The sequence below is a fragment of the Pseudomonas sp. LSJ-87 genome (assembly GCF_032971465.1).
Taxonomy (GTDB): Bacteria; Pseudomonadota; Gammaproteobacteria; order Pseudomonadales; family Pseudomonadaceae; genus Aquipseudomonas; species Aquipseudomonas putida_Z.
In genome coordinates, this window is sequence record NZ_JAWJYQ010000001.1 from 80,942 (window position 1) to 100,215 (window position 19,274).

The window sequence follows — 19,274 nt, forward strand, 5'->3', positions numbered from 1 at the left end:
TGCCCCGCCCCGTCAAGGAGGCTTTTCATGAAACGTATTTCGACCCTTTTCCTGCTCGCGACACTGGGCCTGGCCGCTGGCGCCGTACAAGCCGCCCAGCCGGATGCCGGCCTGACCGGTTGCGCCGCCAAGCGTAGCGCCATCGAGAACCAGTTGAAGATTGCCCGTGACCACGGCAACAACGATCAGGCCGCGGGGCTTGAAGAGGCGCTGCGAGGGGTCGACAACTGCACCGATGCCGGTCTGCGCAAGGAACGTGAGCAGAAGGTGCTCGACGCCCGTCACGAAGTGGCGCAGCGGGAAAGGGACTTGAAGAAAGCCGAGAAGAAAGGCGATTCGGAGAAGATCAACAAGCGCAAGGACAAGCTGGCAGAGTCGCGCAAGGAACTGCAGGAAGCGGTGGAAGATCTGGATCGCTGACAGAGATTCGAATACTGCGTTGCCTTTACTGGCCTTATCGCCGGCAAGCCGGCTCCCACAGGTACTGCATTGCACTCAAGGGCAGCGTGATACCTGTGGGAGCTGGCTTGCCGGCGATGAGGCCGCAACAGGCCATCAATGATTACGAAACTCGGAATGACAGGCCTTGCAAGCCGCTTCGACCTTGTCCATCGGCGCCTTCAGCTGCGCAGCGTCCAGCGGCTGGCCGCGGGTGACATCGACCAGTTCGCCAGTGACGCCTTCCAGCTGCCGGGCCAGGTCATGAAAGCGTGCCTGACGCTCCCATACCTCGGCACGCGCGCTACTGTCGCCACCATCACGCGCCTGTGGGAAGTGCTGCCAGGGCTGGTGCGAAAGGTTGTCCAGCTTCAGCGCACCGTCGGCAAACTTCACCCCGTCGAACGGCAACCGCCCACGCAACATGCCGCCCAGGTCTTCGCTGGTCTTGAGCATGTCCTTGAAGATCACCTTGCGCTTGCCCAGCGGGGAGTTCGGGTCAACCCGGTCACAGCCACCCAAGGCCAGTGCTGCCAGCAGAACAACGGTCAATCGCTTCAACATCACGGTCACTTCGGCCTACGCAAATGGGCGGCCAGTATCGCTGCCCAGCGGCCAAAGACCAATAGCCACATAAAAAACAGGGGCGAATATCCGTGTTCACCCATGACAGGAACGTACTCATGAAATCTGCCCTGCGCCATCTGGCCTGGACACTCCCGGCGCTGGCCCTGCTGGCCGGCTGCAACGGTGGCGAAAGCGCCAAACCTGAGCCCCATGCCATCGCCACCTACGCCAATGCCACCTGGCAGGACCTGCCTGCCGTCAGCGACAGCGACCTGGTGGCGGGTTTCCAGGCCTGGCGCAACGGCTGTGAAAAGCTCAAGCGCGACACCGTGTGGGCCAGCACCTGCGAAGCAGCCGCCAGCGTGCCCGACAATGCCTTGCAAGTGCGCGCCTTCCTGCAACAGAACCTGCAGGTATACGGCCTGCGTTCGGCCGAAAACAATGCCAACGGCCTGATCACCGGTTACTACGAACCGGTCTACCCTGGCAGCCTGAGCCAATCGACAACCAACCACGTGGCGGTCTACGGCATCCCCGACGACATGATCGTGGTCGACCTGGCCAGCGTGTACCCCGAACTCAAGGGCAAGCGCCTGCGCGGTCGCCTCGATGGCCGGGTGCTCAAGCCCTACGACACCGCCGAGGTGATCAACCGTGACGGCGTCAAGGCACCGGTGCTGGCCTGGCTGACCGACCCGATGGACCTGCAGTTCCTGCAGATCCAGGGTTCCGGCCGGGTACAACTGGAAGATGGCCGCCAACTGCGCCTGGGTTACGCCGACCAGAACGGCCACCCCTACCGGCCGATCGGACGCTGGCTGGTGGAACAAGGCCAGTTGAAGAAGGAAGAAGTGAGCATGGGCGCCATTCATGCCTGGGCCCAGGCCAACCCGCAGCGGGTGCCGGAGCTGCTCGCCAGCAACCCCAGCTACGTGTTCTTCAGCACCCGCCCGGACAGCAACGAAGGGCCGCGGGGTTCGCTGAACGTGCCGCTGACCGCTGGCTACAGCGTGGCCATCGACCGCAAGGTGATTCCGCTGGGCAGCTTGCTGTGGCTATCCACCACTCGCCCGGACGGTACGCCGGTGGTACGCCCGGTGGGGGCTCAGGATACCGGTGGGGCAATTACCGGCGAGGTGCGCGCGGACCTGTTCTGGGGCACCGGGCCGCAAGCCGGAGAACTGGCCGGGAACATGAAGCAACAGGGGCAGATCTGGATGCTGTGGCCCAAGGGCAAGCCGCTGCCTGAGGTGCCGAAAGTGCCTTGATCGGCGGTGGATTCTTCGCGGGCTCGTCGGCCCGCGAAGAAGGCGACGCGGTCTCAGATGGAAACCACGAAGAAGGCCACGATTATCGCCATCCCGGCAAACCACACCAGCGATCGCAGCATGGCCCAGTCAGCCAGGTAACAGATGATGTAGAGCAGCCGGCTGGTGATGTACATCACCCCCAGCACATCCTGGGTCACCTGCTCGGCATTGCCGACGATATCCGCCACCAGCACCGCCGCGGCAAATGCCGGGAAGGCCTCGAAACTGTTCTGCTGGGCAGCATGCGCGCGCCGCGGCAACCCGGACAGGGTATCCAGGAACGCGCGCGGATCGTGGTTGTCACGCAAGCGGAAGCGGCCACTACCGACTTTGGCGATCAACGCACACAGTGGCGGCAAGAACAGCGCGATCAGGATGCACCACAGGGCAACAGTCATGGACAGGACTCCTTGTTCAGTCTTCGGGTCAAAGCTTCATTACCAGCATGCCGGCCAACACCAGCCCGCAAGCTAGGAGTCTCGGTCCGCCAAAAGGTTCTTTCAGGTAGCGCATGCCCAGCAGCACCACCAGGATCACGCTCAACTCCCGCAACGCCGCCGCTTCGGCCACCGACCCCAGGTGCATGGCCCACAGCACCAGCGCGTAACTGAGCAATACACACAGCCCCACCGCCAGCCCCAGGCGCCACTGCAGGCGCCAGAACAACACGAACGGCGCACGCCGCGCCACGCTGGCCAGCAACGGGAAGGGCCAGGCACTGAGCAAGGTCAGCCACACCAGGTAATCCCAGGGTTTGCCCCACAAGCGCACGGCCTGGCCGTCGAACCAGGTGTAGCAACCAATGCACAGGCCGATCAGGGCAACCACCGGCAGCATCGACCAGGGCAGCCGGTCACCGCCACCACCCTGCCACAACAGGCAGGCCATGCCACAGGGGATCAGCAGGATGCCGATGATCTGCTGCTGGCTCAGCGATTCGCCGGCAAAGGCCAGGGTCAGCCCCAGCACCACCAGCGGCGACAGCCCGCGCATCAGAGGATAGACCAGCCCCAGGTCGCCCACGCGGTAGGCCTGGATCAACAGGAAGCGGTACAGCTGCTCGGCCAGCGCCGACGCCAGCAGCCAGGGCCAGATACTGGACGGCGGTACCTCGACGAAGGGCACCGCCAGCACCGCGAAGGCCAACGCCACCGTATCCATGCTGGCGATCACCAGCAGGCGCTCGCCGCTGAATTTGATCAGGGTATTCCAGGTCGCATGCAGCAGGGCAGCGACCAACACCAGGGAAGTTGCCAGCACGCCTTCTTATCCTTGTGGCTTTTTATGTTGGTGAATATACAGCGCTCGAGGGGACCATTGTGGGAGCGGGCATGCCCGCGAAGAAAGCAACTCGGTGCATGTCACCGGCTTTGCCGGTGTTCGCGGGCATGCCCGCTCCCACAGAGACCGCGCCAGCCTTCGGGTTTTGCACAAGCCAGGGTATGCGATACAACCTTCTGGATGGGAACGTTTCAAACGAATCCGGTCAAACCCTGTGTCCCGAACCCCGCGCCAGGTCATCAAAGAACTGCCCGAGCCATTCGGGTTACGACTTGGAAGCCACTGTTACAGGATTCGGGATGCTTGAACTAGTTGCCGCGTTTATCTGCCTTACCACCCTCCTCACCTATGTAAATTACCGTTTCATCGGCCTGCCCCCTGCCATCGGCGTGATGGTCACGGCGCTGCTGTTTTCCCTGATGCTGCAGGGCTTGAGCCTGATCGGCTTCCCTGGCCTGGAAGCGCGCGTCGAAGGGCTGATGAACCAGATCGACTTCAACGACCTGCTGATGCACTGGATGCTGGCGTTCCTGCTGTTCGCCGGCGCCTTGCACGTCAACCTCTCCGACCTGCGCAGCTACCGCTGGCCCATCGGCCTGCTGGCCACCGTCGGCGTACTGATTGCCACCGTGGTCATCGGCTACCTGTCGCACTGGGTGTTCGCCCTGTTCGGCTGGCAGGTGCCGCTGATCTACTGTCTGCTGTTCGGTGCGCTGATCTCGCCCACGGACCCGATTGCCGTGCTGGGCGCGCTACGTACCGCCAATGCTTCCAAACCGCTGAAAACCACTATCGTCGGCGAGTCGCTGTTCAACGACGGCACTGCGGTGGTGGTGTTCACCGTGTTGCTGGGCATCATCCAGCTGGGCGAGACGCCGAGCATGACCGACACCGCGATCCTGTTCGCCCGCGAGGCCATCGGCGGCGTGGTGTTCGGCGGCCTGATCGGCTACGCCACCTACCGCATGATCAAGAGCGTCGAGCAATATCAGGTGGAAGTGATGCTGACCCTGGCGCTGGTCATTGGCGGCTCGGCGATGTGCTACGAGCTGCACGTTTCGGCGCCGATCGCCATGGTGGTGGCCGGGCTGATCATCGGCAACCTGGGGCGCAACCTGGCCATGAACGACATGACCCGTCGCTACATGGACGGTTTCTGGGAACTGATCGACGACATGCTCAACGCGCTGCTGTTCGCGTTGATCGGCCTGGAACTGTTGCTGCTGCCATTCAACTGGATGCACCTGGCGGCCGGCAGCGTGCTGGCGCTGGCGGTGCTGCTGTCGCGGCTGCTGACCGTGGCTCCGGCGATCGTGCTGCTGCGCCGCTGGCGCCCGGTGCCCAAGGGCACGGTACGGGTGCTGACCTGGGGTGGCCTGCGCGGCGGGGTGTCGGTTGCCCTGGCACTGTCGCTGCCACTGGGCGAGGAACGTGACCTGCTGCTGTCGATCACCTACATCGTGGTGCTGTCGTCGATCCTGGTGCAGGGGTTGAGCATTGGGCGGGTGGTGCGCAAGGTGAGCGCTCAGCCTTGAGATCCTGGGGCCGCTTTGCGGCCCTTTCGCGACACAAGGCCGCTCCCACAGAATGTATGCGATCTCCTGTGGGAGCGGCCTTGTGTCGCGAAAGGGCTGCAAAGCAGCCCCAGAATGTTCATTCCACTGCCGAATCCGGGAACTGGTCCTGAATGTACTTGATCTCGGTCCGCCCATGCGCCGCCGGCAACCCGTCCTCGCCAAGGTTGACGAAGACCATCTTGTCGACCGTGAGGATGGCCTTGCGGGTGATCTTGTTGCGCACTTCGCACTTGAGGGTGATCGAGGTGCGGCCGAACTCGGTGGCGGTGATGCCCAGCTCGATGATGTCGCCCTGGCGCGAGGCACTGACGAAGTTGATTTCCGATATGTACTTGGTCACCACGCGCTGGTTGCCCAGCTGGACGATGGCGTAGATCGCCGCCTCTTCATCGATCCAGCGCAACAGGCTGCCACCGAACAAAGTGCCGTTTGGGTTGAGGTCTTCGGGTTTAACCCACTTGCGGGTATGAAAGTTCATCTGTACTCCTGACCTGCTTGGCTAACGTGTAGCAATGATGGCAGAGCGGCCGCTGTCGCTCCATTGAACATCGACTATCGTCGCGATTAATCGACAGAAAACCTTGGGCAAGCCGGCGGGCGCGGCTATAATCTCCGCCGTTTCACATGGCCGCCCACAGCGGCGCCATGCCCGCCACCCGTCCGAGGGGCGCTGCAGCAGGCTAGGCCTGTCAGGCTCGGATGGGGCGTTGCTCGCTCTCGCGGGCGCTTAACGCACAACGGCGCCCATTCGCACACTACGAATGGAGGCTCTCATGAGCGCTGCAAACATGCCTGCTGGTTTTACCGATTACAAAGTCGCCGACATCTCCCTGGCCGCCTGGGGTCGTCGCGAAACCATCATCGCCGAATCGGAAATGCCTGCACTGATGGGCCTGCGTCGCAAGTACCTGGCCGAGCAACCGCTCAAGGGTGCGAAGATCCTGGGCTGCATCCACATGACCATCCAGACCGCCGTGCTGATCGAAACCCTGGTTGCCCTGGGTGCCGAAGTGCGCTGGTCGTCCTGCAACATCTTCTCCACCCAGGACCAGGCCGCCGCGTCCATCGCCGCCGCCGGTATCCCGGTGTTCGCCTGGAAAGGTGAAACCGAGCAAGAGTACGAGTGGTGCCTGGAGCAGACCATCCTCAAGGATGGCCAGCCATGGGACGCCAACATGGTCCTCGACGACGGTGGCGACCTGACCGAGCTGCTGCACAAGAAGTACCCGCAAGTGCTGGAGCGCGTGCACGGCGTGACCGAAGAGACCACCACCGGCGTGCACCGCCTGCTGGACATGCTGGCCAAGGGCGAGCTGAAAGTCCCGGCGATCAACGTCAACGACTCGGTTACCAAGAGCAAGAACGACAACAAGTACGGCTGCCGTCACAGCCTGAACGACGCCATCAAGCGTGGTACCGACCACCTGCTGTCGGGCAAGCAGGCCCTGGTTATCGGCTACGGTGACGTGGGCAAGGGCTCGGCCCAGTCCCTGCGTCAGGAAGGCATGATCGTCAAGGTCACCGAAGTCGACCCGATCTGCGCCATGCAGGCCTGCATGGACGGTTTCGAAGTGGTTTCGCCGTTCATCGACGGTATCAACAACGGCACCGAAGCCAGCATCGACAAGGCCCTTCTGGGCAAGATCGACCTGATAGTGACCACCACCGGTAACGTCAACGTCTGCGACGCCAACATGCTCAAGGCGCTGAAGAAGCGTGCCGTGGTGTGCAACATCGGCCACTTCGACAACGAGATCGACACCGCCTTCATGCGCAAGAACTGGGCCTGGGAAGAGGTCAAGCCGCAGGTGCACAAGATCCACCGCACCGGCGCTGGCAGCTTCGACCCGCAGAACGACGACTACCTGATCCTGCTGGCCGAAGGCCGCCTGGTAAACCTGGGTAACGCCACTGGCCACCCAAGCCGCATCATGGACGGTTCGTTCGCCAACCAGGTACTGGCGCAGATCTTCCTGTTCGAGCAGAAGTTCGCCGACCTGTCGGCCGAAAAGAAAGCCGAGCGCCTGACCGTTGAAGTACTGCCGAAGAAACTCGACGAAGAAGTGGCCCTGGAAATGGTCCGCGGCTTCGGCGGCGTGGTCACCCAGCTGACCAAGCAGCAGGCCGACTACATCGGTGTCACCGTCGAAGGCCCGTTCAAGCCGCACGCCTACCGCTACTAAGCGGCCAGCTTGAAGCTTCAAGCGGCAATCAAAGGCAGCCCATGCCGTTGCCGCTTGCAGCTCAAGCATAAGGATCTTGAACGATGCCCAAGCCAGGCCGGCCATAACCGATCTGGCTTTTACTTGCAGCCTGCCGCTTGAAGCTTGCTGCCAGAGGAACGCCTGATGTCCCAGGAACGCCGTTACAGTTTCGAGTTCTTCCCGACCAAGACCGATGCCGGTCACGAAAAGCTGATGGGCGTCGCCCGCCAGCTGGCCGCCTACAACCCGGACTTCTTCTCCTGCACCTACGGTGCCGGTGGCTCGACCCGCGACCGCACGCTGAACACCGTGCTGCAGCTGGAAAGCGAAGTGAAGGTACCTGCCGCACCGCACCTGTCGTGCGTAGGCGACACCAAGGCCGAACTGCGCGCCCTGCTGGCCGAATACAAGGCTGCAGGCATCAAGCGCATCGTCGCCCTGCGTGGCGACCTGCCATCGGGCATGGGCATGGCCAGTGGCGAACTGCGCTACGCCAGCGACCTGGTCGAATTCATTCGCCAGGAAACCGCCGATCACTTCCACCTGGAAGTGGCCGCCTACCCGGAGATGCACCCCCAGGCCCGCAACTTCGAGGCTGACCTGGCCAACTTCGTGCACAAGGTCAAGGCCGGTGCCGACAGCGCCATCACCCAGTACTTCTTCAACGCCGACAGCTACTTCTACTTCGTCGAGCGCGCGCAGAAGCTGGGCGTGGACATCCCGGTGGTACCCGGCATCATGCCGATCACCAACTACAGCAAGCTGGCGCGCTTCTCCGACGCCTGTGGCGCCGAGATCCCGCGCTGGATCCGCAAGCAGCTGGAAGCCTATGCCGACGACACCGCCAGCATCCAGGCATTCGGCGAAGAAGTGATCACCCGCATGTGCGAACAGCTGCTGCAAGGCGGCGCACCGGGCCTGCACTTCTACACCTTGAACCAGGCCGAGCCGAGCCTGGCGATCTGGAACAATCTGAAGCTGCCGCGCTGAAATTTTTTGCAAAATCTGTTTAAGATTTGATTAAGGCTTTGGTCATAGACTAAAGCCTTAATCATTTTCCGGTTACACAGGTCTTGCCTGCCATGCAGCCCCTCCAGCCATCGCGTCCACAGCTCGTCTACCTGGCTTTTGGCCCGGCAACCTACCATCAGGAAGCCTGCTTCAGCATCATCAGCGCCCTCGCCCATCTGGGTACAGGCGAAGCCATGGACATTCAGGTCTATACCGACAACCCGCAGCCCTACGCCGGCCTTCCGGTCACCGTACACCTGCTGGACGAAGCCACGCGTCAGGCATGGAACGCCCCTCACGGTTATCACTTCCGCAGCAAGCATGTGCTGTTGCGTCAGGTGCTGCAGCAACACCCGCTGGCAGTGCTGATCGACACCGACACCTTCTTCCGCAAGTCGCCGCTGGAGCTGTTCGCCCGAGTGGCCCCAGGCCGCCTGCTGTGCAATGCCATCGGTGCGCGCTACGGCAGCAACCAGAAGTGCCTGCTGTACAAGAACCTGCTGGCCATACTCGAGTCCAGGGGCCTGGCCGATTGCCAGATGCCACTGCTCAACTCCGGGGTCATCGGCCTCACCGCAGAGGACGCCGGCACCCTGGACCGTTCCATCGCCATGATGGACGAGTTCCACCCCCTGGCTCGCGAGGCTTATACCCTTGAGGAGTTCTGCCTGGCAGTGGCGGCCTACCGCACGCTGGAACTGGCCGAATGCACAGATGTCATCCACCACTACTGGAGCCGAAAGGCGCAGTTCCGCGCCAAGATCCAGGCCTGGCTGCGCAAGCACGGCCATGACCCGCTGAGCCACGCGGCGCTGGCCGATGTGTCCCTGGTCAATGACCAGCTGCCACGGCCGCCGACCCTGCAACGCCTGGGTTACAAGGCGCTGAGCATGACCCTGCCCAGCCATGAGCGCCAGTTCGCCCGCGAGCTGCTGTATGGCTGCTACCCCTACCCCAATGAGTTCGACCGTGCCTGCGCGCCGGCCTGGTGGGACAAGGCCCTGGAAAACCTCAATGCCCGTCATGGCCAGGTGGAGCCCGAGCAACTGCGCCAGTGCCTGCGTCACCCGGGGTTGCGCCTGTCGCTGGGCGAGCGGCGCAAGGATATCGAGGCGCATCTGCTGAGGTCATCCCACACTTGAGTGAACCTGTGCCGGCCTCTTCGCGGGTAAACCCGCTCCCACAGGATCTCTGCTGGCTTGCAGGCTTGTGCTGTACTTGTGGGAGCGGGTTTACCCGCGAAGAGGCCAGCACAGGAGAACATCATCCTCACTGGCCTTGAACAGGCCGAGCGCGTAATCTCCGGCCATGCCACACGTCGCCCGTCTGTTCTGGATCCTGTTGCTCGCCTGCCTGAGCCCGCTGGCCCTGGGCGAGCGCCTGCGCCTGGTGACCGACGACTGGGCACCCTATGCGTACCAGCGCGACGGCCAGCCGCGCGGCATCGACTACGAAGTCACCACCCAGGTGTTCGAACGCCTTGGCGTCGAGGTGGAGTGGGAGTTCCTGCCATGGAAGCGCTGCCTGGCAATGATCGAGCAGGGCTTGGCCGACGGCATCATGGACATCTTCCAGACCGAGTCGCGCCAGCCCTACCTGGTGTACGCCCCCGAACCCATGTCGGAGGTCGAGTTCGTCCTGTTCCAGGCCAGCGCACGTCGCCATGCCGTCAAGGCGCTGGATGACCTTGCCGGCCTCACCGTCGGCACCTCACCCGGCTACGCCTATGGTGCCGCGTTCAACGAGGCCGTACATTTCAGGCGCGAAGCCGCGCCTACCCATGAAGCCAACTTCGGCAAACTGATGCTGGGCCGCATCGACCTGGCAATCACCGACCGCAGGGTCGGACATTACCTGCTGCGGCATCTGGGCCTGCAACAGCAGGTCGAGGAGCTGCCGCTGGTGATCAGCCGCCAGGCGCAGTACCTGGGGCTGGCGCGCAAGCCGGGGCGGGAGGCACTGGCCCAGGCCTTCGCCGTGGAACTGCGGCGCTTCAAGCAGGAACCGGCCTATGCAGCGATCAGCAACCGCTACACAGGCGACATCGGAAACATTCTCAACGCCGTTGAGCAGCAGGAAAGCAGCACAGCGCGATAGCTCTGTTATACTCGGGCCTTCCCGCCCGGCTCACGCCCGGACGCTCGGCCTAGCAACAGGCATCCCGATCGGCATCGACGCGCCTTCGCGTCCACCCTCCGCTAACCGGATGTGCAGTGAAAGCCCAGCTGGACCGGACGCGATCGCATCCCACCGATGCCCGTCGCGCCAGGCAGAACATCCCAAACGGGCCCAGCCCACACGAGAACAGGATTGCCCATGTCCTTTGCTTCCCTCGGTCTCTCCGAGGCTCTTGTCCGCGCTATCGAGGCTGCGGGCTACACCCAGCCGACCCCCGTGCAACAGCGGGCGATTCCCGCCGTGTTGCAAGGCCGCGACCTGATGGTCGCCGCACAGACAGGTACTGGTAAAACCGGCGGTTTCGCCCTGCCGATCCTCGAGCGCCTGTTCCCGGCCGGCCACCCCGACAAGTCGCAGCGCCATGGCCCGCGCCAACCTCGCGTGCTGGTCCTGACCCCGACCCGCGAACTGGCAGCCCAGGTGCATGACAGCTTCAAGGTCTATGCCCGTGACCTGCCACTGGTCAGCGCCTGCATTTTCGGCGGCGTCGGCATGAACCCGCAGATCCAGGCCATTGCCAAGGGCGTGGACGTGCTGGTCGCCTGCCCGGGCCGCCTGCTCGACCTGGCCGGCCAAGGCAAGGTTGACCTGGCCCACGTGGAAATCCTGGTGCTGGACGAAGCCGACCGCATGCTCGACATGGGCTTCATCCATGACGTCAAGAAGGTCCTCGCCCGTCTGCCGGCCAAGCGCCAGAACCTGTTGTTCTCGGCCACCTTCTCCAAGGACATCACCGACCTCGCCGACAAGCTCCTGCACAACCCGGAGCGTATCGAGGTCACCCCGCCGAACACTACCGTCGAGCGTATCGAGCAGCGCGTCTACCGCCTGCCCGCCAGCCACAAGCGCGCACTGCTGGCGCACCTGATCACCCAGGGTGCCTGGGAACAGGTACTGGTGTTCACCCGCACCAAGCACGGCGCCAACCGCCTGGCCGAGTACCTGGAAAAGCACGGCCTGACCGCCGCCGCGATCCACGGCAACAAGAGCCAGAACGCCCGCACCAAGGCTCTGGCCGACTTCAAGGCCAACAGCGTGCGCGTGCTGGTCGCCACCGACATCGCAGCCCGTGGCCTGGACATCGACCAGTTGCCGCACGTGGTCAACTTCGAGCTGCCGAACGTCGAGGAAGACTACGTCCACCGTATCGGCCGTACCGGCCGTGCCGGGCGTTCGGGCGAGGCCATTTCCATGGTCGCGCCGGATGAAGAGAAACTGCTCAAGAGCATCGAGCGGGTGACCAGGCAGAAGATCCCGGACGGCGACCTGATGGGCTTCGACGCCAGCCAGGTAGAGGCCGAAAAGCCTGAAGTACGCGAACGCCAGCAGAACAACGGCCGTGGTGGCCGCAACCAGCAGGCCCGCGGCGAAGGCGGCAAAGACGCCAACGGCGGCCGCAAGGACAAGGGCAAGGATAAAGGCAAGGCCAAGCAACAGGCTGCTGACAAGCCGGCCGACAAGGAAAAGAGCGGCGACAAGCAACAGCAGCAACGCAAGCCGCGTGACAAGAAGCCGCGCCAGCAGCAACAGCAGGCCAGCAACAGCAACGTGCCGAAAGTGCCTGTCGACCGCGATCCGGAAGAGTTCCTGGACGACGATATCGACAACTTCGGCAACCGTGCCGACTATGTCAGCCCGTACCAGGGCAAGAACCAGGGCCGCAATCGCCGCCCGGGTGGCAATGCCGGCCAAGGTCAGGCCCAGGGTAACGGCCAGCGCAGCAACGCCGGTGGCCAGGGTCGCAATAGCGGCCAGCCGCGCAGCGGCGGTGGCGGCGAGAAACGTCCGGCCCGCGCCAACAATGGTGGCGGCGCCCGTCGTGATGGTGGTGGCCGTGGTCGCCCGGCCCGTGACGATGCTGCTCGGCAGGAACCGGCCGTGCGCAACCCGCGCCAGCCGGAAAAACAGCCAGTGATCATCCGCAAGGAATCCAAGCTCGACCGTTACCCGACGCCAGAGCAACTGGATGACCTGCCGAGCCGCCCGCGCGGTGAGCGCCCGGCGCTGCTGACCCGCAAGGGCTGACAAAAAGTATGAGGGGGCCGCTTTGCGGCCCTTTCGCGACACAAGGCCGCTCCCACAGGTATTGCGCAGATTTCACTTGCAGCGCAATACCTGTGGGAGCGGCCTTGTGTCGCGAAAGGGCTGCGAAGCAGCCCCCTCGGTACTTCAGCTAAAGCAAATTACTTCTGCTTCACACCTTCAACACTGATATCCAGGTCCAGGGTCTGCGAGGTAGCGCCCGGGCCCTTGATGCCGAAGTCGTTCAGGTTCAGCGTGGTGGTGGCGTTGAAACCAGCGCGCTCGCCGCCCCATGGGTCCTTGCCTTCACCGTTGAAGGTGGCCTTGAAGGTGACCGGCTTGGTCACACCGTGCATGGTCAGGTCGCCAGTCACGTCAGCGGTCTTGTCGCCAGTCGACTTGACGCTGGTGGAGACGAACTTGGCTTCCGGGTACTTCTTCACATCGAGGAAGTCGGCGCTGGAAATGTGCTTGTCACGCTCGGCGTGGTTCGACCACAGGCTGGCGGTTTTCAGGTCGACGTTGATCTTGCTGGCTTCAGGCTTGGCGCTGTCCCAGGTGAAGTTGCCGTCGAAGTCCTTGAAGGTACCGTGAATGAAGCTGTAGCCCAGGTGGCTGATCTTCCAGTCAACGAACGCGTGCTGGCCTTCCTTGTCGATCTTGTACTCGGCAGCCATGGCCTGGCCAGCGGAGAGCAGAGCGGTACCGAGCGCCAGAGCGGCAAAAGTCTTTTTCAACATCCTTACTTCCTTCCTATGCAATTGAGGTTGAGAGTCAAGCTTTGCGGCCCAGCATGCGGGTCAGGGTCGCGTCACGGTCGATGAAATGGTGCTTGAGCGCTGCCAAGCCATGCAGCACGGCAAAAATCACCAAGCCCCAGGCCAGCCAGAGATGAATCACGCCAGCCAGGTCTGCCTGGTCGGGCAGGTCGCTGACCAGTGCCGGCACTTCGAACAGGCCGAACACCGGAATGCCGACACCGTCGGCGGTAGAAATCAGGTAACCGGCAATCATTACCGCGAATAGCCCCAGGTACAGGGCCAGGTGGCCCAACTTGGCTGCCAGGCGGGTAAGTGCGCCGTGGTTGGCCGGTGCCGGTGGTGGCGGGCTTATGAAGCGCCAGACCACCCGCAGCAGCATCACCGCCAGCAGCACCAGGCCGATGCTCTTGTGCAGGTCCGGGCCGGCCTTGCGCCAAGGGCTGTAGTAGTCGAGGCCGACCATCCACAGGCCCAGGCCGAACAGGCCGAAGACTGCCAGAGCCACGCCCCAGTGCAGGACGATGCTGACCACGCCGTAGCGAGAAGATGAATTGCGCAGTTGCATGTTGACGTGTTTCCCCGTGAAAGCTGTGCACAGACTAACGCGTAACGCATCGAATAAAAGCGTAAAAAATTGCTTTGGATTATCGAGAAATCCGATATTTATTCTGTAAGCTTCCCATTAAGGAAACATTAACGATAGTTGGGTAATCAGCGGATGCCAGTGCCGGCCCTATCGCCGGCAAGCCAGCTCCCACAGGTATTGCACAGGCTTTCGAACCTATGATGATCCTGTGGGAGCTGGCTTGCCGGCGATAGGGCCAGTTAACAAATCAACCCGCTTTGGCCTGGGTATTGGCCACAGCTTTCTTGGCCGGTTCGGACTTGGCAGTCGCCTTTTTGGTCTGGGCTGGCTTGTGCTTCGGTGCAGGCTTGGCAGGTGCAGCCTTGGTAGCAGCAGGCTTGGCCGCCGCTTCCTTGACCACAGGCGCTGGCGCAACCGGGGCCGGTGCGGCTTGCGGCGCTGGCGCAGGTGCCGGCGCCACTTCCTCGGCCTTGGCAATCGGCTCGGCCTTCACCTCAGGCTTGTCCGACCCGCCAAACAGGCGCTTGAAGAAGCCCGGCTTGTCCTGCTTGGCCTCATCGACCGGCTTCGGCTCGGCCTTGACCGGGGTCTTGTCAGCCTTGTCGCCCTTGTCGGAAGAACCACCGAACATGTTGGAGAAGAACCCGCCCTTGCTCTCCTTGGCCGCCACGGCGCCTGCAGCTGCTGCCGCCGCCACCGGTGCCGCCTTGGCCGGGTCGAACGACTTGCCGGCCAGCAGGTCCTGCACCTGGCTGGCCGCGCGCTGGCCACTGCGCAGGGCGCCTTCCAGGGTGCCTGGGTAAAGGGCGTCGGTATGCTCACCGGCAAAGGTGATGCGCTGCACCGGGCGCTCCCACAGGCGCCAGTACTTGCTGATCTGGCCCGGGCCATAGGCCAGGTAGGCGCCGCCGGTACCGGCGTCGGTGCTGTAGCGCTTGACCTCGTAGCCGGTGAACGAGCCACGGGCCTGTGGGTAGAACGCATGCAGGCGGATCAGCACCTGATCGACCATCTGCTTGTCGCCGAACGCCTGCAGCAGGCGGGCGTTGTCGCCTGACAGGTTGATCACCACGTTGGCGCCACCCTTGAGCGCGGGTTCGATCCACAGCATGCCCAAGCCTGCGTTACTGAAGATTTCGCCCGACATGCGCGCGCGGCTTTCCCACACCGGCTTCTTGAACTTGAGCATCAGCTGGTCGCGCCAGCCATAGTTGGTGCCCTTCAACGCCGCCAGGTGCTGGCTGTCCAGGCCGGGGGTCATCTGGATCTTGGCCAGGGCGCGCAGGGGCACGGCCATGACCAGGTAATCCGCCTGGTAGCCGACGCTGCCGACCTTGACCGTGACACCGTCCTTGTCCTGAACGATGGAGTTCACCGGCGAACTGGTCTTGATGGTCTTCAGTTGCTTGACGAACGCCTGGGCCAGCACCGGGCTGCCGCCGGGCAGGCGCGCGGCACGCAGGTCACGGTCGCTGACGCCGCGATACACGCGGTTCTGCTGGGCAAAGTACAGCAGCGACAGGCGCGATGGCTCATCGTAGCGGGTACGGATCTGCTGGTTGACCAGCTGACGGGCGGTGGTCGGCAGTTGCAGCTTGTCCAGCCAGGTAGAGACGTTGATCTGATCGAGGGCGAACAGCGTGCTGTTGGCTTGCGGGTTCAGCGGGTCGTCGATCGAACGGGCCAGGTCATCGAGGGTTTTCTCGTAACGTTTGAGCGCATCGGCAGTAGCCGGCTGCTTGGTGGCCAGGTCGGTGGCGCTGAAATACTCGCCGTCGATCAGGTAACCGGGGGTACGCACGAACTCCGGTGCCGGCAGTGTTTCAAGTTTGAAACGGTCGAGGTACTGGTTGAGCACCGGCTGCGCCTTGGCGTTGCCGATCCACTCGCTGGTGGCCAGGCCCGAGCGCCCGCCCATGCCCGCCTTGGCTTCCAGCAGCGTCACCTGCCAGCCTTTGTTCTGCAGCTCGTAGGCGGCCGTCAGGCCCGCCAGGCCGCCACCCACTACGATCGCCGAAGGTGTCTTGTCCTTTGCCAGCGCGGCGCCGCTGGACACACCAATCAATACCAACGCGCACAGGCGCACCCAAGCAGCAGCCATGTCGGCGAACTCCGAGTCAGGGGGTTACAGAAACGGGGAGAGGCAGGAATGCCCCGGGAGAGATGCGTTAAGAATACGTCAGGTCCGCCGACCCTGCCAGCGCAGTGACATCAAGTCCTTTTCGCCACTGACATTTTTGCCTGCAGCGATTCCACGCGGTGGCAAGCTCAGCTGGCAAGCCGATGAGAAGCGGCGGTTGTCCTGCCCTGCGGCATTGCTTAGGCTTACGCGGTCGAACCAAGCCGCAAAGCCAGGAGAAGTGCCCATGGGCCTCAATGATCAGTGGATGCAACGCGACCTCAAGGTCCTGTGGCACCCCTGCACCCAGATGAAAGACCACGAGCAGCTGCCGCTGATCCCGATCAGGCGCGGCGAAGGCGTGTGGCTGGAAGACTTCGAAGGCAAGCGCTACCTGGATGCGGTGAGCAGCTGGTGGGTCAACGTGTTTGGCCACGCCAACCCGCGTATCAACCAGCGCATCAAGGACCAAGTCGACCAGCTGGAGCACGTGATCCTGGCCGGTTTCAGCCACCAGCCGGTGATCGAGCTGTCCGAGCGCCTTGTAGCCATGACCCCCGCCGGCCTCGACCGGGTGTTCTATGCCGACAACGGTTCGTCGTGCATCGAAGTGGCGCTGAAGATGAGCTTCCACTACTGGCAGAACGTCGGCAAGCCGGGCAAGAAGCGCTTCGTCACCCTGACCAACAGCTACCACGGCGAAACCATCGCCGCCATGTCGGTCGGCGATGTGCCGCTGTTTACCGAAACCTACAAGGCGCTGCTGCTCGACACCCTCAAGGTACCCAGCCCCGACTGCTACCTGCGCCCCGAGGGCACGAGCTGGGAAGAGCACTCGCGCACCATGTTCCAGGCCATGGAACAGACCCTGGCCGAGCACCACGCCTCGATCAGCGCGGTGATCGTCGAACCGCTGATCCAGGGTGCCGGCGGCATGCGCATGTACCACCCGGTGTACCTCAAGCTGCTGCGCGAGGCCTGCGACCGCTACGACGTGCACCTGATCCACGACGAAATCGCCGTGGGCTTCGGCCGCACCGGCACCATGTTCGCCTGTGAACAGGCCGGCATTCGCCCGGACTTCCTGTGCCTGTCCAAGGCCCTGACCGGCGGCTACCTGCCGCTGGCCGCCTGCCTGACCACCGACAAGGTGTACCAGGCGTTCTACGACGACTACCCGACCCTACGCGCGTTCCTCCACTCGCACAGCTACACCGGCAACCCGCTGGCCTGCGCCGCGGCGCTGGCAACCCTGGACATCTTCGAGCAGGACAACGTGATCGAGGCCAACAAGGCCTTGGCCACCCGCATGGCCAGCGCCACCGCGCACCTGGCCGACCACGCGCATGTGGCCGAGATTCGCCAGACCGGCATGGCCCTGGCCATCGAGATGGTCCAGGACAAGGCAGGCAAGGTTGCCTACCCGTGGCAAGAGCGTCGTGGCCTGAAAGTGTTCGAGCATGCCCTGACGCGTGGCGCCCTGCTGCGCCCGCTGGGCAGCGTGGTGTACTTCCTGCCGCCGTATGTGATTACGCCAGAGCAGATCGACTTCCTGGCAGAAGTGGCCAGCGAAGGCATCGACATTGCCACCCGCGATAGCGTCAGCGTGGCCGTACCGGCCAACTTCCACCCCGACTTCCGCGACCCGGGCTAAGCCCGGAGGCCCGCCGCGTACCCTGTGGGAGCGGGTTCACCCGCGAATGCAATAGTGGAGTCACCGCCGCATTCGCGGGTGAACCCGCTCCCACAGGGACCACATTCTCCCTTTAGCTTGAGCTCAACCATGAGACTGTCCCGCTTTTTCATCGACGCCCCCCTGAGCCTTGGCGAGCATGACCTGCCCGAAGCCCAGGCCCACTACATCGGCCGCGTACTGCGCATGGCCCCCGGCGACGCCGTGCAGCTGTTCGACGGCAGTGGCCAGGAATACCGCGGCCAGTTGCTCGAAGTGGGCAAGAAAACCGTGCGCGTCAGCCTCGACCAGGCCCTCGCCGGCCAGGCCGATTCACCACTGCACGTGCACCTCGGCCAAGGCCTGTCCCGTGGCGAGCGCATGGACTGGGCGATCCAGAAAGCCACCGAACTGGGCGCCAACGAAATCACCCCGATCGTCAGCGAACGCTGCGAAGTGCGGCTGAAGGACGAGCGCGCCGACAAGCGCCTGGCGCACTGGCGCCAGGTGGCGATCAGCGCCTGCGAACAATGCGGCCGCTCGACCTTGCCGGTCATCCACCCGCCTGTGACCCTGGCCGAGTGGCTGAACACTGCCAAGGCCGACCTGAAACTGGTCCTGCACCCGGTGGCCGAACCGCTCACCAGCCATGCCAAGCCTGCCACCCTGGCCTTCCTGATCGGCCCCGAAGGCGGCCTGAGCGAAGTGGAGGTCGACCAGGCCAAGGCTGCCGGTTTCCACGCAGCACGCTTGGGCCCACGCGTGCTGCGCACCGAAACCGCACCGGTGGTGGCACTGTCGGTGGCACAGCAACTGTGGGGCGACTTTTAACTAGCGCACGTAGAACGACACCGCCACGAAGTGCATGAGGCTGCCGGCGATCACGAACAGGTGCCAGATGCCATGCCAGTGGCGGAAGCGGCTGTCGAAGGCGAAGAAGATGATGCCGACGGTGTAGAACACCCCGCCTGCGGCCAGCCAGGCAAAGCCGGCGCTGCCGAGCGAGTGCAGCAATGGCTTGACCGCCACCAGCACGATCCAGCCCATCACCGCATAGATGATGATCGACAGGATGCGCGCCTCGGATCGCGGCTTGATCTCCTGCAGCATGCCGATCACCGCCAGCCCCCAGACCACCCCGAACAGGCTCCAGCCCCAGGGTCCGCGCAGGCTGACCAGGCAGAACGGCGTGTAGCTGCCGGCGATCAGCAGGTAGATCGACAGATGATCGAGCTTGCGCATGATCACCTTCGCCCGCCCGCGAGTGCTGTGGTACAGGGTAGAAATGCTGTACAGCAACAGCAAGGTGCTGCCGTAGATGGAGAAACTGACGATCTTCCACGGGTCGCCCTGCAGGCCCGCGACCACGATCAGCCAGATGGCACCGATACAGGCCAGGACGGCACCGACCAGGTGGGTCCAGGCGTTGAAGCGTTCACCGTAGTACATGCAAACACAGACCTCCTGAGGTGGGCTGGGTTCCTGCGTCCTTCTGTTCCGGCCTCTTCGCGGGTAAACCCGCTCCCACAGGGATCCCACGATACCAGC

18 protein-coding genes and 1 riboswitch are annotated in these 19,274 nt (G+C 63.4%); of the genes, 10 read left to right on the plus strand and 8 right to left on the minus strand.

Annotated features, from left to right (window positions below; genetic code table 11):
* The first annotated feature begins 27 nt into the window (after positions 1 to 27).
* Positions 28 to 420 (plus strand): DUF1090 domain-containing protein, encoded by a 393-nt coding sequence (locus tag RYH74_RS00310; protein WP_025340886.1) that lies wholly within the window; start codon positions 28 to 30, stop codon positions 418 to 420.
* Positions 421 to 555: 135 nt separating this feature from the next.
* On the opposite strand, the gene RYH74_RS00315 is transcribed toward RYH74_RS00310, so the two are convergent.
* Positions 556 to 1,002: a c-type cytochrome gene (locus tag RYH74_RS00315; protein WP_084785287.1), complete on the minus strand. Its 447-nt coding sequence runs from the start codon at positions 1,000 to 1,002 to the stop codon at positions 556 to 558.
* 119 nt (positions 1,003 to 1,121) lie between these two features.
* On the opposite strand from RYH74_RS00315, the gene RYH74_RS00320 reads away from it, so the two are divergent.
* On the plus strand, positions 1,122 to 2,273 hold the full coding sequence (locus RYH74_RS00320) for a murein transglycosylase A (protein WP_084785288.1): 1,152 nt from the start codon (positions 1,122 to 1,124) through the stop codon (positions 2,271 to 2,273).
* A gap of 53 nt (positions 2,274 to 2,326) precedes the next feature.
* On the opposite strand, the gene RYH74_RS00325 is transcribed toward RYH74_RS00320, so the two are convergent.
* A complete protein-coding gene (locus RYH74_RS00325) occupies positions 2,327 to 2,713 on the minus strand; it encodes an MAPEG family protein (RefSeq protein ID WP_075046579.1) in 387 nt (128 codons plus the stop codon).
* Positions 2,714 to 2,741: 28 nt separating this feature from the next.
* Complete coding sequence (locus tag RYH74_RS00330) at positions 2,742 to 3,575, minus strand: EamA family transporter (RefSeq protein WP_075046580.1); 834 nt, start codon at positions 3,573 to 3,575, stop codon at positions 2,742 to 2,744.
* A 320-nt stretch (positions 3,576 to 3,895) separates the two neighbouring features.
* Here RYH74_RS00330 and RYH74_RS00335 point away from each other — a divergent pair, with 320 nt between their 5' ends.
* Positions 3,896 to 5,131, plus strand: a complete 1,236-nt coding sequence (locus RYH74_RS00335; RefSeq protein WP_025340891.1) for a cation:proton antiporter — start codon at positions 3,896 to 3,898, stop codon at positions 5,129 to 5,131.
* A 118-nt stretch (positions 5,132 to 5,249) separates the two neighbouring features.
* Here the strand turns inward: RYH74_RS00335 and RYH74_RS00340 are convergent, their stop codons facing one another.
* A complete protein-coding gene (locus tag RYH74_RS00340) occupies positions 5,250 to 5,651 on the minus strand; it encodes an acyl-CoA thioesterase (protein ID WP_003257757.1) in 402 nt (133 codons plus the stop codon).
* Between the two features lie 178 nt (positions 5,652 to 5,829).
* Positions 5,830 to 5,926, plus strand: a riboswitch (S-adenosyl-L-homocysteine riboswitch).
* Positions 5,927 to 5,946: 20 nt separating this feature from the next.
* Here RYH74_RS00340 and ahcY point away from each other — a divergent pair.
* The 5 genes from ahcY (at position 5,947) to RYH74_RS00365 (ending at position 12,591) form a co-directional block, all read left to right on the plus strand.
* Positions 5,947 to 7,356 carry an adenosylhomocysteinase gene (gene ahcY / locus RYH74_RS00345; RefSeq protein WP_025340892.1) on the plus strand — a complete coding sequence of 470 codons (1,410 nt, stop codon included), beginning with the start codon at positions 5,947 to 5,949 and terminating at the stop codon, positions 7,354 to 7,356.
* 165 nt (positions 7,357 to 7,521) lie between these two features.
* Positions 7,522 to 8,367: a methylenetetrahydrofolate reductase [NAD(P)H] gene (metF, locus tag RYH74_RS00350; RefSeq protein WP_025340893.1), complete on the plus strand. Its 846-nt coding sequence runs from the start codon at positions 7,522 to 7,524 to the stop codon at positions 8,365 to 8,367.
* 92 nt (positions 8,368 to 8,459) lie between these two features.
* Positions 8,460 to 9,530 carry a hypothetical protein gene (locus RYH74_RS00355; RefSeq protein WP_084785289.1) on the plus strand — a complete coding sequence of 357 codons (1,071 nt, stop codon included), beginning with the start codon at positions 8,460 to 8,462 and terminating at the stop codon, positions 9,528 to 9,530.
* Between the two features lie 166 nt (positions 9,531 to 9,696).
* On the plus strand, positions 9,697 to 10,485 hold the full coding sequence (locus RYH74_RS00360; RefSeq protein WP_286100675.1) for a substrate-binding periplasmic protein: 789 nt from the start codon (positions 9,697 to 9,699) through the stop codon (positions 10,483 to 10,485).
* 219 nt (positions 10,486 to 10,704) lie between these two features.
* The gene (locus RYH74_RS00365) at positions 10,705 to 12,591 is read left to right on the plus strand and encodes a DEAD/DEAH box helicase (RefSeq protein ID WP_286100676.1); all 1,887 of its coding nucleotides are present in this window, start codon (positions 10,705 to 10,707) and stop codon (positions 12,589 to 12,591) included.
* A 158-nt stretch (positions 12,592 to 12,749) separates the two neighbouring features.
* Here RYH74_RS00365 and RYH74_RS00370 read toward each other — a convergent pair whose 3' ends face one another.
* The 3 genes from RYH74_RS00370 to RYH74_RS00380 all read right to left on the minus strand — a co-directional run bounded on the left by RYH74_RS00370 (position 12,750) and on the right by RYH74_RS00380 (position 16,036).
* Complete coding sequence (locus RYH74_RS00370) at positions 12,750 to 13,328, minus strand: YceI family protein (RefSeq protein ID WP_075046586.1); 579 nt, start codon at positions 13,326 to 13,328, stop codon at positions 12,750 to 12,752.
* A gap of 34 nt (positions 13,329 to 13,362) precedes the next feature.
* On the minus strand, positions 13,363 to 13,914 hold the full coding sequence (locus RYH74_RS00375; RefSeq protein WP_025340898.1) for a cytochrome b: 552 nt from the start codon (positions 13,912 to 13,914) through the stop codon (positions 13,363 to 13,365).
* Positions 13,915 to 14,182: 268 nt separating this feature from the next.
* The gene (locus tag RYH74_RS00380) at positions 14,183 to 16,036 is read right to left on the minus strand and encodes a flavin monoamine oxidase family protein (RefSeq protein WP_317408807.1); all 1,854 of its coding nucleotides are present in this window, start codon (positions 16,034 to 16,036) and stop codon (positions 14,183 to 14,185) included.
* Positions 16,037 to 16,301: 265 nt separating this feature from the next.
* Between RYH74_RS00380 and RYH74_RS00385 the strand changes: the two genes are divergently transcribed.
* Complete coding sequence (locus tag RYH74_RS00385) at positions 16,302 to 17,708, plus strand: adenosylmethionine--8-amino-7-oxononanoate transaminase (protein WP_025340900.1); 1,407 nt, start codon at positions 16,302 to 16,304, stop codon at positions 17,706 to 17,708.
* 129 nt (positions 17,709 to 17,837) lie between these two features.
* The gene (locus tag RYH74_RS00390; protein WP_317408808.1) at positions 17,838 to 18,557 is read left to right on the plus strand and encodes a 16S rRNA (uracil(1498)-N(3))-methyltransferase; all 720 of its coding nucleotides are present in this window, start codon (positions 17,838 to 17,840) and stop codon (positions 18,555 to 18,557) included.
* Here RYH74_RS00390 and trhA read toward each other — a convergent pair whose 3' ends face one another.
* A complete protein-coding gene (gene trhA, locus RYH74_RS00395; protein ID WP_013974522.1) occupies positions 18,558 to 19,175 on the minus strand; it encodes a PAQR family membrane homeostasis protein TrhA in 618 nt (205 codons plus the stop codon). It lies immediately after the preceding gene.
* Positions 19,176 to 19,274 lie beyond the last annotated feature (99 nt).

Bases quoted from the DNA above. Each gene is read 5' to 3' on its own strand.
- RYH74_RS00310 (WP_025340886.1), top strand. From the start codon at position 28: ATGAAACGTATTTCGACCCTTTTCCTGCTCGCGACACTGGGCCTGGCC.
- RYH74_RS00315 (WP_084785287.1), bottom strand. From the start codon at position 1,002: ATGTTGAAGCGATTGACCGTTGTTCTGCTGGCAGCACTGGCCTTGGGT.
- RYH74_RS00320 (WP_084785288.1), top strand. From the start codon at position 1,122: ATGAAATCTGCCCTGCGCCATCTGGCCTGGACACTCCCGGCGCTGGCC.
- RYH74_RS00325 (WP_075046579.1), bottom strand. From the start codon at position 2,713: ATGACTGTTGCCCTGTGGTGCATCCTGATCGCGCTGTTCTTGCCGCCA.
- RYH74_RS00335 (WP_025340891.1), top strand. From the start codon at position 3,896: ATGCTTGAACTAGTTGCCGCGTTTATCTGCCTTACCACCCTCCTCACC.
- RYH74_RS00340 (WP_003257757.1), bottom strand. From the start codon at position 5,651: ATGAACTTTCATACCCGCAAGTGGGTTAAACCCGAAGACCTCAACCCA.
- ahcY (WP_025340892.1), top strand. From the start codon at position 5,947: ATGAGCGCTGCAAACATGCCTGCTGGTTTTACCGATTACAAAGTCGCC.
- metF (WP_025340893.1), top strand. From the start codon at position 7,522: ATGTCCCAGGAACGCCGTTACAGTTTCGAGTTCTTCCCGACCAAGACC.
- RYH74_RS00355 (WP_084785289.1), top strand. From the start codon at position 8,460: ATGCAGCCCCTCCAGCCATCGCGTCCACAGCTCGTCTACCTGGCTTTT.
- RYH74_RS00360 (WP_286100675.1), top strand. From the start codon at position 9,697: ATGCCACACGTCGCCCGTCTGTTCTGGATCCTGTTGCTCGCCTGCCTG.
- RYH74_RS00365 (WP_286100676.1), top strand. From the start codon at position 10,705: ATGTCCTTTGCTTCCCTCGGTCTCTCCGAGGCTCTTGTCCGCGCTATC.
- RYH74_RS00370 (WP_075046586.1), bottom strand. From the start codon at position 13,328: ATGTTGAAAAAGACTTTTGCCGCTCTGGCGCTCGGTACCGCTCTGCTC.
- RYH74_RS00375 (WP_025340898.1), bottom strand. From the start codon at position 13,914: ATGCAACTGCGCAATTCATCTTCTCGCTACGGCGTGGTCAGCATCGTC.
- RYH74_RS00380 (WP_317408807.1), bottom strand. From the start codon at position 16,036: ATGGCTGCTGCTTGGGTGCGCCTGTGCGCGTTGGTATTGATTGGTGTG.
- RYH74_RS00385 (WP_025340900.1), top strand. From the start codon at position 16,302: ATGGGCCTCAATGATCAGTGGATGCAACGCGACCTCAAGGTCCTGTGG.
- RYH74_RS00390 (WP_317408808.1), top strand. From the start codon at position 17,838: ATGAGACTGTCCCGCTTTTTCATCGACGCCCCCCTGAGCCTTGGCGAG.
- trhA (WP_013974522.1), bottom strand. From the start codon at position 19,175: ATGTACTACGGTGAACGCTTCAACGCCTGGACCCACCTGGTCGGTGCC.